Here is a 15110-nt window from a genome sequence, read left to right on the forward strand (position 1 = left end):
CCAGAGCCCGCGTCGATGTTGCACCGCACGCTGGCCCTCGCGCTTCTCTTCGCCCCGACCATAGCAGAGGCCCAATTGTGCGAGGGGCAGAGCGCGGTGATCGCGCCCGACGGTCGCGCGTTCGGGCATTTGCCCTACGGCGACGCGCCCGAGAGCGAGCTGGTGACGCTGCCGTCCTATTATTCGGTGGGCAATCCGTGCGTCGTGCGTGCCGACATCCTGCCCGATCTGTTGCGGCTGTTCGCGGCCGCGCAGGGCGATCCTTCGGTGATGGGCCAACTGCGTGCGCTATCGTGCCAGCGATCGATCGCGCGTCAGCGCGGAGTCTTCTGCCGGGGCGAGACGAGCAGCCCGGCCGACCGCGCGATCTCGGTCGCACCGCCGGGCTATAGCGAGCACTCGACCGGCTATGCGCTGGATTTCGCGGTGCGTCCGGCGAACGGATGTCCCGATGCGGAGGCGTGCATGGCCGCTACACCCGCCGCGCGCTGGCTGCGGGCGAACGCACCGCGGTTCGGGTTCGAGCAGAGCTTTCCAGGCGGCAACAAGCAGCACGTGAAGTGGGAGCCCTGGCATTGGCGCTGGGTCGGGGCGAGCGAGCGTGTGCCCGGGGCGGCGAAGGCGCGGTTCGTTTTTGCGCGGGCGCGGCGATTGTATCCTGCAGATCCGGGTGTGCTGCCGTTGGTAGTGAAGGTAACGGTGCAACCACCGGTGCCGGTGGCTCCGGTGGTGGCGGTGCCGTCGAAGAGGAAGCGGCGGCGGTAGCTAGCCGCTAGCCAATTGCCGATCTTGTATCGGGCACGCATTCCTCGGAGCGAAACCACCCCGGCGAAGGCCGGGGCCCAATTGGGGGACGTCGATGGCGTAGCACGGTGCTTCGTTACTACCGCCTTACCAGTTGGGCCCCGGCCTTCGCCGGGGTGGTAGTTTGGAGTGTGGGTATCGTCCCGTTAGTAAGCCCCCCCCAATCAGTGCAGCACCAGCCCGCCCGGACGCACCACGCCGTCACGCAGCGCGTGATCGTACAGCAACTCCGTCTCCAGCTTCACCTGATGCGACAGTCGGTCGAGCATCGACTCCGCCTGTATCCCGAACGCCGCCCAATCCTTTGGCGAGATGGTGGGAAGCCAGCGGCCGATGAACGCCTTCCAGTCCGAGCGGAGGATATCGAGGTCCTCTTCCATCATCGCGATCGTGTCGGCCGAACAATGCGCCTCCATCGCCACGACTGTGCGATCGATGACCTCGTCCTCGACGCCGAGATGATCGGCGACGGTGACTGCCAGTTCGATCAACCTGCGCGAGGCGAGCGCGCTCTGGGTGCTAGGCTGTCGGGAGATCAGGACGAGGTCGGCGCATTGACCGGCGATCTTCTCGTGGTCGTCGATCAGTCGAGCCCAGTTCGCACGATCCTGGTCGGATATTGTCCGCGCTGCGATCTTTTCGTTCATGACGCCGCCCTCTTCCCTAGGAATGTCACCCAACAACGCGCGAAATACAAAATATATCTCGTCGCGGATGCAGTAGCTTCGGCGCCCGTCGGGCCGATATAGTCTTTCGGGCAGCGCCTCCGTGTCGAAACGACCGTGTACGACCCCACCCTTTGACATGACGGCGCAGGGCGCCTATATCCGCTGCTCACCACAGCATCCGGGAAATGACATGCCGTCGCGCAGCGTGTCGATCGTATTGGATACCGAGGTTTCATACGCTGGAAGCCGCCGCACCTGATGCGCGCGGCCTTTTTGCGTTAACGTGCGTCCCGTTCGGGGGTTCCCGGGCACGAAATTACGACTGATCCGTCAGTTTTTATAGGGCGAAACAAAACCTATGGCTTCCAAGGCGATCGAACACGGCACTGCAAAGCGCCGTATCCGCAAGGTTTTCGGCAACATCCACGAAGTCGTGCAGATGCCGAACCTGATCGAGGTCCAGCGCGAGAGCTACGAGCAGTTCCTGCGCTCCGACAAGTCGATCGGCCACGTCTCGGGTCTCGAGAAGACGCTGCGCAGCGTGTTCCCGATCCAGGATTTCGCCGGCACCGCCTATCTCGATTTCGACGATTACGTCCTTGAGCCGCCGAAGTTCGACGTCGAGGAATGCCGCCAGCGCGGCATCACCTACGCCGCGCCGATGCGCGTCACGCTGCGCCTGACAGCATTCGAAGTCGATCCCGATACCGAGGCCAAGTCGGTCATCGATATCAAGGAGCAGGACGTGTACATGGGCGACATGCCGCTCATGACCGAGAACGGCACGTTCTTCATCAACGGCACAGAGCGCGTCATCGTTTCGCAGATGCACCGTTCGCCGGGCGTGCTGTTCGATCACGATCGCGGCAAGACGCACGCATCGGGCAAGTACCTGTTCGCAGCGCGCGTGATCCCGTATCGCGGTTCGTGGCTCGATTTCGAGTTCGACGCGAAGGACATCGTCAACGTCCGCATCGATCGCAAGCGCAAGCTGCCCGTGACGGCGCTGCTCTACGCGCTCGGCATGACGTCGGAAGAGATCCTCAACTATTTCTACAACCGCGTGACGTTCGTCCGCGGCCAGGGTGGCTGGATCGTTCCGTTCCAGGTCGAGAACTGGCGTGGCCAGAAGCCGATGTTCGACATCGTCGATGCGAAGACCGGCGAAGTCGTGTTCCCGAACGGCCAGAAGATCAGCCCACGCGCCGCGAACAAGGCGTTCAAGGACGGCCTGACTGATCTGCTGATCCCGACCGAGGAAATCTTCGGCCGCTATTCGGCATACGACCTGATCGACGAGTCGACCGGCCGCATCTACATCGAAGCCGGTGACGAAGTGACCGCCGAGAACCTCGAACTGCTCGACCAGGCAGGCATCGAGCGCCTCGACCTGCTCGACATCGATCACGTCGCGACGGGTCCTTGGATCCGCAACACGCTCAAGGTCGACAAGGCCGAAGAGCGCGAGCAGGCGCTGTCCGACATCTACCGCGTGATGCGCCCCGGCGAGCCGCCGACGCTGGAGACTGCCGAGGCACTGTTCTCGGGTCTGTTCTTCGATCCGGATCGCTACGACCTGTCGGCGGTCGGTCGCGTGAAGCTCAACATGCGCCTCGACCTCGACGTCGAGGACACCGTGACGACGCTGCGTACCGAGGACATTCTCGAGGTCATCAAGACGCTCGTGAACCTTAAGGACGGCAAGGGCGAAATCGACGATATCGACAACCTCGGTAACCGTCGTGTCCGTTCGGTCGGCGAGCTGCTCGAGAACCAGTACCGCGTCGGCCTGCTCCGCATGGAGCGCGCCGTGAAGGAGCGCATGTCGTCGGTCGACGTCTCGACGGTCATGCCGAACGACCTGATCAACGCGAAGCCTGCGGTTGCCGCGGTCCGCGAATTCTTCGGCTCGTCGCAGCTGTCGCAGTTCATGGATCAGACCAACCCGCTGTCGGAAGTCACCCACAAGCGTCGCGTGTCGGCACTTGGACCAGGTGGTCTGACGCGTGAGCGCGCTGGTTTCGAAGTCCGCGACGTTCATCCGACGCATTACGGCCGCATCTGCCCGATCGAGACGCCGGAAGGCCCGAACATCGGTCTGATCAACTCGCTCGCGAGCTTCTCGCGAGTGAACAAGTACGGCTTCATCGAGACTCCGTACCGCAAGGTCGTCGACCACAAGGTCACCGACGACGTCGTCTATCTGTCGGCAATGGAAGAGGCCAAGCACACGATCGCGCAGGCCAACGCCGAGCTCGATTCGTCGAACGGCTTCGTCGAGGAACTGGTGTCGTCGCGTCAGGCTGGCGAATTCCTGATGGCGCTGCCCGACAACATCACGTTGATGGACGTTTCGCCAAAGCAGCTTGTCTCGGTCGCCGCATCGCTCATTCCGTTCCTAGAAAACGATGACGCCAACCGTGCACTGATGGGCTCGAACATGCAGCGTCAGGCCGTGCCGCTCGTCCAGGCCGAGGCGCCGTTCGTCGGCACCGGCATGGAAGAGACGGTTGCGCGTGACTCTGGCGCCGCGATCTCGGCAAAGCGTGCGGGCATCGTCGACCAGGTCGACGCGGCGCGTATCGTGATCCGGGCGACCGGCGAGATCGATGCCGGCAAGTCGGGCGTCGACATCTACACGCTGATGAAGTTCCAGCGTTCGAACCAGTCGACCTGCATCAACCAGCGTCCGCTGGTGAAGGTGGGCGATGCGGTTCGTGCAGGCGACGTGCTCGCCGACGGACCGTCGACCGAGTTCGGCGAGCTGGCGCTGGGTCGCAACAGCCTCGTCGCGTTCATGCCGTGGAACGGCTACAACTACGAGGATTCGATCCTGATCTCCGAGCGGATCGTGAAGGACGACGTGTTCACGTCGATCCATATCGACGAGTTCGAGGTGATGGCGCGCGACACGAAGCTTGGGCCTGAGGACATCACGCGCGACATCCCGAACGTCGGCGAGGAAGCACTCCGCAACCTCGACGAGGCGGGCATCGTCTACATCGGTGCAGAGGTCGAGCCGGGCGATATTCTCGCTGGCAAGATCACGCCGAAGGGTGAATCGCCGATGACGCCGGAGGAGAAGCTTCTCCGCGCGATCTTCGGCGAGAAGGCCAGCGACGTGCGCGATACGTCGCTTCGGCTGCCGCCGGGCGTGTCGGGTACGGTCGTCGACGTTCGCGTCTTCAACCGTCACGGCATCGACAAGGACGAGCGCGCGATGGCGATCGAGCGCGAGGAGATCGAGCGCTTGAAGAAGGATTCGGACGACGAGCGTTCGATCCTGAACCGTGCGACCTGGTCGCGTCTTCGCGAGATGCTGCTCGACCAGACCGCCACCTCGGCGCCGAAGGGCGTCAAGAAGGGCGTCGTGATCGACATGGATCTGCTCGACAGCGTCGACCGCCACGAGTGGTGGAAGTTCGCGGTCGCCGACGACAAGATCCAGAGCGATCTGGAAGCGGTCAAGATCCAGTATGACGACGCAGCCAAGCTGATCACGGACAAGTTCCACGATCGTCGCGAGAAGCTGGAGCGTGGTGACGAGCTGTCGCCGGGCGTGCTGAAGATGGTCAAGGTGTTCGTTGCGGTGAAGCGCAAGCTGCAGCCGGGCGACAAGATGGCCGGCCGTCACGGCAACAAGGGCGTTATCTCCCGCATCCTGCCGGCGGAGGACATGCCGTTCCTCGCCGACGGTACGCCGGTCGATATCGTGCTCAACCCGCTGGGCGTGCCGTCGCGCATGAACGTCGGTCAGATCTTCGAGACGCATTTGGGCTGGGCCGCACGTGGTCTGGGTCAGTCGATCACCGCGGCTCTCGAGACGTGGCGCGAAGAGAACCCGGACGCCAAGCCGGGTGCGATGCCGGAAGCGGTCCGTGATCGCCTCAAGACGGTGTACGGCGAGCAGTATCACGCCGAGATCGATGCCCGCACGGGTGACGAGATCGTCGAGCTGGCCAAGAACCTGAAGGGTGGCGTGCCGATGGCGACGCCGGTGTTCGATGGTGCCCGCGAAGCCGATGTCTCGGCGATGCTGGCGCTGGCGGGCCTCGACACGTCGGGTCAGTCGGACCTGTTCGACGGCCGCACCGGCGATCAGTTCGATCGCAAGGTGACGGTGGGCTACATCTACATGCTGAAGCTCCACCATCTGGTCGACGACAAGATCCACGCACGGTCGATCGGGCCGTACTCGCTGGTCACGCAGCAGCCGCTGGGTGGTAAGGCGCAGTTCGGTGGGCAGCGCTTCGGCGAGATGGAGGTCTGGGCACTCCAGGCCTACGGCGCGGCGTATACCTTGCAGGAAATGCTGACGGTGAAGTCGGACGACGTGGTCGGCCGCACCAAGGTCTACGAGGCGATCGTCAAGGGCGACGACACGTTCGAGGCCGGCATCCCGGAGAGCTTCAACGTGCTCGTCAAGGAAATGCGCTCGCTCGGCCTGAATGTGGACCTGAAGCAGTCGGAGCCCGGCTTCGACAGCGACGGCATCCAGATCGCGGCGGAGTAGCTTCTATGCCCTCCCCTCCCGCTCGCGGGAGGGGACCGAGGGGTGGGCTCCCGGCCGGCAGCGAAGTGCGACGTCGATGCCGGGCGCCCACCCCCTCCCAGCCTGAAGAGGCTGGGCCCCTCCCCCTCCCGCAAGCGGTAGGGGGGAAGATTTTTCCTAAGGACAGCTCATGAACGAGATGACCCCCTTCGCCAATCCGGTCGCCAAGGCCGAGACGTTCGACCAGATCCAGATCGGCATCGCGTCCCCGGACAAGATCCGTTCGTGGTCGTTCGGCGAGATCAAGAAGCCCGAGACCATCAACTACCGCACGTTCAAGCCCGAGCGTGACGGCCTGTTCTGCGCGCGCATCTTCGGTCCGATCAAGGACTACGAGTGCTTGTGCGGCAAGTACAAGCGCATGAAGTACAAGGGCATCGTCTGCGAGAAGTGCGGCGTCGAGGTTACCGTCTCGAAGGTCCGCCGCGAGCGGATGGGCCATATCGAGCTCGCCGCCCCGGTCGCGCACATCTGGTTCCTGAAGTCGTTGCCGTCGCGCATCGGCCTGTTGCTCGACATGCAGCTGAAGCAGCTCGAGCGCGTGCTGTACTTCGAGGCGTACATCGTCATCGAGCCGGGCCTGACCCCGCTCGAAAAGTACCAGCTGATGACCGAGGACGAGCTCCTCGACGCGCAGGACCAGTATGGCGAGGACGCGTTCTCGGCCGGTATTGGTGCCGAAGCGGTCCGCATCATGCTCGAATCGCTCGATCTCGTCGGTGAGCGCACCGCGCTGCTCGAAGAGCTCGCGGTCACCAAGTCCGAGCTGAAGCCCAAGAAGATCATCAAGCGCCTGAAGGTCGTCGAGAGCTTCATCGATTCGGGCAACCGCCCCGAGTGGATGATCCTCGAGGTCGTTCCGGTCATCCCGCCCGAGCTGCGCCCGCTGGTGCCGCTGGACGGTGGTCGTTTCGCGACGTCGGATCTGAACGATCTGTATCGCCGCGTGATCAACCGCAACAACCGCCTGAAGCGCCTGATGGAGCTTCGTGCGCCGGACATCATCGTCCGCAACGAGAAGCGCATGCTGCAGGAGGCCGTCGACGCATTGTTCGACAATGGTCGCCGCGGTCGCACGATCACGGGCGCCAACAAGCGTCCGCTGAAGTCGCTGTCCGACATGCTCAAGGGAAAGCAGGGCCGCTTCCGCCAGAACCTTCTCGGCAAGCGCGTCGACTATTCGGGTCGTTCGGTCATCGTGACCGGGCCTGAGCTGAAGCTGCATCAGTGCGGCCTGCCGAAGAAGATGGCGCTCGAGCTGTTCAAGCCGTTCATCTACGCGCGTCTCGATGCGAAGGGTCTGTCGATGACCCTGAAGCAGGCGAAGAAGTGGGTCGAGAAGGAGCGCAAGGAAGTCTGGGACATCCTGGACGAGGTGATCCGCGAGCATCCGGTCATGCTGAACCGTGCGCCGACGCTTCACCGTCTCGGCATCCAGGCGTTCGAGCCGGTATTGATCGAGGGCAAGGCGATCCAGCTTCACCCGCTGGTCTGCTCCGCGTTCAACGCCGATTTCGACGGCGATCAGATGGCCGTGCATGTCCCGCTGAGCCTCGAGGCCCAGCTCGAAGCACGCGTCCTGATGATGTCGACGAACAACATCCTGTCGCCCGCCAACGGCAAGCCGATCATCGTTCCATCGCAGGACATGGTCCTCGGTCTCTATTATCTGTCGATGATGAAGGAGAACGAGCCGGGCCAGGGTATGCTGCTCGGTGACATGGCCGAAGTGCATCAGGCGCTGAACGCGCAGGCGGTCACGCTGCACACCAAGGTCATCAGCCGCGTTCCGCAGACCGACGAGAAGGGCAAGCAGTACCTCAAGCGGTACGAGACGACCCCGGGCCGCATGCTGCTGGGCGAGTGCCTGCCGCATAGCCACAAGGTGCCGTTCGACACCGTCAACCGCCTCCTCACGAAGAAGGACGTGGGCGACGTGATCGACGAGGTCTATCGTCACACCGGCCAGAAGGAGACCGTGCTGTTCGCCGACGCGATCATGTCGCTCGGCTTCCGCCACGCGTTCCGCGCCGGCATCTCGTTCGGCAAGGACGATATGATCATTCCGGACGCCAAGGTTGGTCTCGTCGACGACACCAAGGCGCTCGTGAAGGACTTCGAGCAGCAGTATCAGGACGGCCTGATCACGCAGCAGGAGAAGTACAACAAGGTGATCGACGCCTGGAGCCGTTGCGGCGACCAGGTCGCGAACGCCATGATGGACGAGATCCGTGCGGTGAAGGTCGACGAGGAAACCGGCCGTGAAAAGCCGATCAACTCGATCTACATGATGGCCCACTCGGGTGCTCGTGGTTCGCAGGCGCAGATCAAGCAGCTTGCCGGTATGCGTGGCCTGATGGCCAAGCCGTCGGGCGAGATCATCGAAACGCCGATCATCTCGAACTTCAAGGAAGGCCTGACCGTCCTCGAATACTTCAACTCGACCCACGGCGCTCGCAAGGGCCTCGCGGATACGGCGTTGAAGACGGCGAACTCGGGCTACCTGACGCGTCGTCTGGTCGACGTGTCGCAGGATTGCGTCATCATCGAACCGGACTGCGGCACGACCCGCGCTCTGGAGATGAAGGCCATTCTCCAGGGTGGTTCGACCATCGCATCGCTCGGCGAGCGCATCCTCGGTCGTACGACCGCGGAGGACATCGTCGATCCGAAGACCGGCAAGGTCATCATCCCGTCGGGCACGCTGCTCGACGAGCCGATGATCACGACGATCGAGGGCCTCGGCACGCAGTCGTGCAAGATCCGCAGCCCGCTGGTCTGCGAGTCGAAGATCGGCGTCTGCGGCAAGTGCTACGGGCGCGATCTTGCCCGCGGTACGCCGGTCAACATCGGTGAAGCTGTCGGCGTCATTGCCGCGCAGTCGATCGGTGAGCCGGGCACGCAGCTGACGATGCGTACGTTCCACATCGGTGGCGCGGCGCAGCTCAACGAAACGTCGAACCTCGAGGCGCATGCCGACGGTACGGTGCAGTTCCGCGATCTGCGTATCATCGTCGACCAGCGTGGCCGTCGCGTGGTGCTCAGCCGCTCGGGCGAAATCGCGATCGTCGACATGGACGGCCGCGAGCTTTCGGTCGATCGCATCCCCTACGGTGCGTACGTACTGTTCGACGATGGTCACATCGTGTCGCGCGGCGATCGGATGGCCGAGTGGGATCCGTTCACCATGCCGGTGATCACGGAGAACCCGGGCACGATCAAGTATGTCGACCTGATCGAGGGCAAGACGCTCACCGAGCAGACCGACGAAGCCACGGGCATCGCCCAGCGCGTCGTGATCGAATATCGTGCGGCGACCAAGTCGAAGGAGGATCTGCGTCCGCGCATGACCCTGCTCGACGAGACGTCGGGCGAGACCGGTCGTTACATGCTGGCGATCGGCGCGACCTTGTCGGTCGAGGATGGCGCACAAGTGTTCGGCGGCGACGTCGTTGCCCGCGTCAGCCGCGAGAGCGCCAAGACGCGCGACATCACCGGTGGTCTGCCGCGTGTCGCCGAGCTGTTCGAGGCGCGTATCCCCAAGGACTCGGCGATCATCGCCAAGATCTCGGGCCGTGTCGTGTTCGGCAAGGACTATAAGGCGAAGCGCAAGATCGGCATCCAGCCCGAGGATGGCGGCGACGTCGTCGAGTATCTGGTGCCGAAGTCGAAGGTCATCGACGTGCAGGAAGGCGATTACGTCAAGCGCGGCGACAACCTGATCGGCGGCTCGCCCGATCCGCACGACATCCTCGAGACGATGGGCATCGAACCCCTCGCCGAGTATCTCGTGTCGGAAATCCAGGAGGTCTATCGTCTCCAGGGCGTGAAGATCAACGACAAGCACATCGAGACGATCGTTCGTCAGATGCTGCAGAAGGTCGAGATCACCGATGGCGGCGACACCACGCTGCTGAAGGGCGAGCAGGTCGATCGCGAGGAAATGGACGCGACCAACGAGAAGCTGGAGAAGAAGCAGACCCGCGCACAGGGGAAGCCCATCCTGCTCGGCATCACCAAGGCGTCGCTGCAGACCCGCAGCTTCATCTCGGCGGCATCGTTCCAGGAGACCACCCGCGTCCTCACCGAGGCAGCGGTCCAGGGTAAGCAGGACATGCTGATGGGCCTGAAGGAAAACGTGATCGTCGGCCGGCTCATCCCGGCAGGCACCGGTGCAGGCCTCAACCGCCTGCGTGTCGTGGCCAACAGCCGCGACGCCGCGATGCGCGTCCAGCAGCGCAAGATGGCGGAGGTGTCGATCGTGGCACCGATGTCGGCTGCCGACGAGCACGCCGCCGAACTCGCGCGCTTGCCGCGTGACGCTGGTGGTGTGGGTGAAGATCCGCTCGCAGCGGTCGTCACCTCGGGCACCGGCACCGACGCGGATGCCGGCGAGTATCTGAACGAAGCCGAGTAATCGGTTTCGTCAGACGCTTCGGCGCTGACTAAGATAAAGGCCGTCGTCCGGGACACCGGGCGGCGGCCTTTTTCGTTTTGGGGCGAGAGCGCGTATTTGGGGGAGATCGACGCTGAGCGTTCGGGGTCGAGTGTTTTGCGCCGTCCTGAATTTATGTCGTCACCCCGGACTGGTTCGGCGATCATCCCTTTCCAGCTTGTAACCGTCATTCCCGCGCAGGCGGGAACCCATACTGGCAAACCTCGCGACGAAATCGCCGGAGTCGGAGCATATGGGTCCCCGCCTTCGCGGGGATGACGATGGTGACATGTCGGGTGGGGATAATTACCGACTAGTCCCGGAGTCCACGGCTCCGCCAACCAGAATCTCGGGATTCTGTCGCACCGTCGATGCCGGAACCAGTCCGGCACGACGGGGGAAGCTGGTCTGGCGGTTTGGACTGACGGTTGGTCTTCGCCTCCAGCGCATGCACACCGCCGTGCACCACGGCGTCGGCAATTTCACCGCAATAAATGAGTCGCATTCCCGCTGTACGGCTGCGGCGGGTGCCGTCGAAACTCGCGGCCGGGAAGGACTACATGGAGCCGAAGCGGAAGATCGTCCTCGCCACGATCGGCTCGCTTGGCGACCTGCATCCCTTCATCGCCATCGGCCTCGCGTTGAAGGCAAGAGGGTTCGCGGTGGTGCTGGCAGTACCGGCCGATCACGTCGGCAAGGTCGAAGCCGCGGGGCTGACCGGCGTGGCGATCGTCGGCGGGTTCGATGCCCTGACCGAGACGTTGGGCATGCCCCCCGACCAGGTGGCAAGGCGGATCATGGCCGATCAGACCTATCTGATGAACAGGATCCTGATGCCGTGGCTGGCCGACAGCACGACGGCGCTGGACGACGCGATGGAGGGCGCTGTCGCGCTGGTCGCCTCGCTGTTCGTGTTTGCCGCGCCGATCGTCGCCGAAATGCGCGGCGTCCCGCTGGTCAACGTCCTGCTTCAGCCCATGGCGACCTTTTCCGCCTATGCGCCTCCCAGCACGCCCGATTTCCGGATGATGGCCCACGCACCGACTGGGCCGATCGGCCGCGTCTGGAACCGGTCGGTGTACGGGTTCATGCGCGGTGTCCTACGGCATCGTCACGGCCGCCACGTCAACGCGGTTCGCGTGGCATGCGGTTTGCCCCGATCGCGCCAGGCATTGCTGCTCGAGACGCCTGTGGGAACCGACCTGACGTTGTGCTGCTATTCGCCTACCATCGCGCCGCGCCAACCCGATCTGCCGAAGATCGCGCGCGTTACCGGCTTCGCGATATTCGACAGCGATACGGGCGCACCCGAAACGCTCGATCCCGCGCTGAAGGCCTTCTTGTCAGCCGGTCCGCCGCCGCTGGTCTTCACGCTGGGATCCTTTGCCACGTTTGCACCAGGCGACTTCTACGCCACCGCAGCGGCGACGGCGCGAACACTCGGCCTGCGCGCGGTACTGCTGACCGGCAGCGACGATGAATCAGCAGCCGGCAGGGACATCCACGTCTGTCGGTATGCCCCACACTCGTTGCTGTTCCCGCGGGCCTGCGCGATCATCCACCACGGTGGCGCCGGGTCGACCGGCCAAGCGCTGCGGGCTGGCAAACCGCAACTCGTCGTTCCGCACATGGGCGATCAGTACGACAACGGCCACCGTATAGAATCGATCGGCGTTGGCCGGACGCTGTCGGCAAAACACTTTACGACCGCGCGTGCCGGCGCCGCGATCACCGCAATCCTGACCAAGCGCGTGGCGACCAAGGCTGCGCAGATCGGAGCACGGGTTTTGCAGGAAAACGGCGCAGACGCTGCGGCGAACGAGATCGCTGCGCTGGTGACGACACGCAGCTGATCCGATTGGCGCTTTGCCGTGAATACCCGAAAAAGATCGTCGATGCCGGACGTTGCCGTCGGGCGCTTGCCCGGCTAGGCGAACAGCCGATGCGGTCGGCGTACCATCCTTCGTCGGACGAGACGCGCGGTTCGGCGCGACGGCGCAGTGCCGCGTTCGTGCTGACCGTCATTGCGCATATCCTGATCATCCTGCTGCTGCTGCGACTCGCACCTCCGTCGGTGGTCGTGAAGCCCGAAGAGCGGCGCGATCCGGTGACGTTTCAGCTGGCGCCGGATCAGGCCACGCCGACACCTGAAAAGCGCACGCCGTCGCCGACCCGGCAGAAGCGCGCGAGCGGTGGTTCGCCGCAGCGCGCCGCACCGCGCGCCGCCTCGGCACAGGCACCCGCTGCCCCGCCGAAATCGCCACCGCCGCCGCCGATCCAGATGCTCGGCGGCATGGAGATGTTCGATGCCGCGGATATCTCGAAGATGCCGTCACACCCCGATGACCAGCTTGCGGGCGGGGATGGCGGCAGTGGTTCGGGCAAGGGCAAGGATAGTGGCTCGGCTTATGGTCCCGGCGAAGGCCCGGGTGGCGAGCGGTTGTACAAGGTCGAATGGTATCGCCGTCCGACCGATGCCGAACTCAACGGCTATCTGAAGAGCGCGCCGCCGCCGAACAGCTGGGCGAGGATCGCGTGCCGGATGATAGCCAACTATCAGGTCGAGAACTGCCGTGCGCTGAGCGAGTCGCCGGTCGGGTCGGGGCTGGCGCGCGCAATGCGTCAGGCCGCGTGGCAGTTCCGCGTCCGCCCCCCGCGTGTCGGCGGGAAGCAGATCCTCGGCGGCTGGGTCGAGATCAATATCGAATTCAATTCCGGGAAAGCGCCGGATTAAGTGCGACGCAGGGCATCAGACATCGCTGGTGATAGAATGCTTCGGCTCCTGTGACAGCGTCCGCGCAAGCGTCTCGAACGTCCCGCCGTCGACCCGTATTTCGTTGAACGCGGGCGGACTGCCTCGTGTCCGTTTCGACAACGTGCCCGCACCGATCATCCGGATGATCCGGCCTTCGCGCTCGACCGGCACGTCGAACGGATCGTGGACGTGCCCGGACAGCACCGCATGCGCGCCGGCCTCGGCGAGCGCAGTCAGTGCCTCGTCGCCGTGACGCGTCTTGGCGGTGCCGGTGGTGCCGCCCTCGATCAGCGGATGATGCGCGCCGATGAATATCAGATTGCCCTTCGGGACGTCCGCGATCATCGCCAGCGCGCGCTTCAACGATCCCGAACTCACGCGCCCTTTCGACCAGTTCCACCGCCACTGCGCCCGCGCCGTCGTCTTCAGCGGCACGACCGTGACGCCGGGAAGCTCCAGCGGCTTCTCGATCATCTGCTCGACCGCTGCGTAGCGCTGGTACGGTGCGAGCAGCCGCCGGAACGGATCCCAATAATAGGGAATGTCGTGGTTGCCGACCTCCAGCGTCACCGGCACGCCGAGCGACCGCAGCCAGTCGCCACCACGCTGGAACTCGTCCTTGGTCGCGCGCATCGTCAGGTCGCCGGTCATGATGACCGCGTCGGGCTTTTCCTCCGCCACCAGCTCGGAGAACCAGGCGATCGCCGCCGGGTCCTCCGCACCGAAGTGCACGTCGCTGACGTGGAACAGTTTCAGCGTGCGGGCCTTAAGCAAGTTCGGACAGCTTCGTCGGTTCGTGCATCGGGCACCCGTTGAAATTGCCGCGGAAATTCGCCGACTGCTTGTACGTTTCGTTGCGCGCGCGATTGACGCCGCCGAGCGGCTGGTGGGCGGTGATGCCGTGCCAGATGCTGTACGACAGCGCGTCGTCGGTGCGATCCGTCACGCCGTGCTCCCACGAAAGCTGCGGCGGGATTTCGAGCGTCGCGACAGTCACGAACGGGCTCTCCGCCTCGTCCCAGACGACCGAGGCGTCCTCGATCGGCATCGTCTCGAGATCGGTGTTGAGCTGCACCCGGAACTCCCACGTGCCGCCATGCTCGATCAGCTCGTCACGCACGACCTCGCGCAGCGCGTCGGGCCGCGAGGTGATATCGACGGTATCGCCGGTCAGGCGCGTGATACCGGGCGAAACGGGAAACAGCGCGACCTTTGCGATATAGTCGCCGTACCGAAACGGCGTCTGCGAATAATAGGTCTCACCAAGCGGGTGCACGGGCTTGGCACCGCCGAGCGTCTGCAACGTCGCCGACTGTCCCCCGACCGCTTCCAGCGCGGATTCAACGACGCGGAACGTGGCCGACATCGCCTTCTTCACACCCTCGAACCGGTCGGTCGTCTTGGCCAGCAGCTTGAGGTTCTTCGAGAATGCCTTGGCGTCGGGCGCGGAGAAGGCCGGACCGTTGACCATGATGAAGTCCTGCGTCGTGTCGCCTTCGGACCCCGGCAGGCGCGCGCCCTCGACGTCGAGCACCTTGAGCGCGAGACCACGTGGCAGGCTTACGCTGTCGTCGAGGATGTCGCCGGCGTTGGTCGAGATGCGGATCACCGCCTCGTGCGTACCGGGCCGGGAAAAGATGCCCTGGGCGAGTTCGGCCGGCAGGTCGTCGGCCACGGTGAAGGTGCCGCGCGCGATGCCGTGAGCCTTTGCGTGGACCGAGCGCACCGCGTGACCATAGTCCTGCGACGTCGTCTCCAGTATCTCCTGGAAAGACCCCTCCAGCGTCTTCAGCGTCTCCTGCTCGTCGGGCGCGATCGTCTCTACCGACGGGTCGAACCGAACGGGTTGCTTGCTGGGCATCGGGGTATCTCCTCTGGGTACCTAGCCGTAACCGC

Annotated in this window: 8 protein-coding genes; 5 read left to right on the forward strand and 3 right to left on the reverse strand. The window is 64.2% G+C overall.

The annotated features are described in order from the left end of the window. The first annotated feature begins 15 nt into the window (after positions 1–15). Complete coding sequence (locus U1708_RS14235; RefSeq protein ID WP_332746496.1) at positions 16–765, forward strand: M15 family metallopeptidase; 750 nt, start codon at positions 16–18, stop codon at positions 763–765. 203 nt (positions 766–968) lie between these two features. Here U1708_RS14235 and U1708_RS14240 read toward each other — a convergent pair whose 3' ends face one another. Then, entirely contained in the window at positions 969–1451 is a 483-nt protein-coding gene (locus U1708_RS14240) for a hemerythrin domain-containing protein (RefSeq protein WP_332746497.1), read from the reverse strand. A 379-nt stretch (positions 1452–1830) separates the two neighbouring features. On the opposite strand from U1708_RS14240, the gene rpoB reads away from it, so the two are divergent. From rpoB to U1708_RS14260, 4 genes are all read left to right on the forward strand, one after another. After that, the gene (rpoB, locus tag U1708_RS14245; protein ID WP_332746498.1) at positions 1831–5985 is read left to right on the forward strand and encodes a DNA-directed RNA polymerase subunit beta; all 4155 of its coding nucleotides are present in this window, start codon (positions 1831–1833) and stop codon (positions 5983–5985) included. A 169-nt stretch (positions 5986–6154) separates the two neighbouring features. Then, entirely contained in the window at positions 6155–10441 is a 4287-nt protein-coding gene (gene rpoC, locus U1708_RS14250; RefSeq protein ID WP_332746499.1) for a DNA-directed RNA polymerase subunit beta', read from the forward strand. 512 nt (positions 10442–10953) lie between these two features. Next, positions 10954–12312, forward strand: coding sequence for a glycosyltransferase (locus U1708_RS14255; protein WP_332746500.1), 1359 nt, complete (start codon positions 10954–10956; stop codon positions 12310–12312). A gap of 89 nt (positions 12313–12401) precedes the next feature. Beyond that, a complete protein-coding gene (locus U1708_RS14260; protein ID WP_332746502.1) occupies positions 12402–13193 on the forward strand; it encodes a hypothetical protein in 792 nt (263 codons plus the stop codon). Positions 13194–13208: 15 nt separating this feature from the next. Here the strand turns inward: U1708_RS14260 and U1708_RS14265 are convergent, their stop codons facing one another. Together U1708_RS14265 and U1708_RS14270 are read right to left on the reverse strand one after the other, a co-directional pair. Further along, positions 13209–13988, reverse strand: a complete 780-nt coding sequence (locus U1708_RS14265; RefSeq protein ID WP_332746503.1) for a metallophosphoesterase family protein — start codon at positions 13986–13988, stop codon at positions 13209–13211. Beyond that, positions 13981–15075, reverse strand: coding sequence for a catalase family protein (locus U1708_RS14270; RefSeq protein WP_332746504.1), 1095 nt, complete (start codon positions 15073–15075; stop codon positions 13981–13983). Before U1708_RS14270 ends, U1708_RS14265 begins: the two co-directional genes overlap by 8 nt. Positions 15076–15110 lie beyond the last annotated feature (35 nt).

The organism is Sphingomonas arabinosi (assembly GCF_036663715.1).
Taxonomy (GTDB): domain Bacteria; phylum Pseudomonadota; class Alphaproteobacteria; order Sphingomonadales; family Sphingomonadaceae; genus Sphingomonas.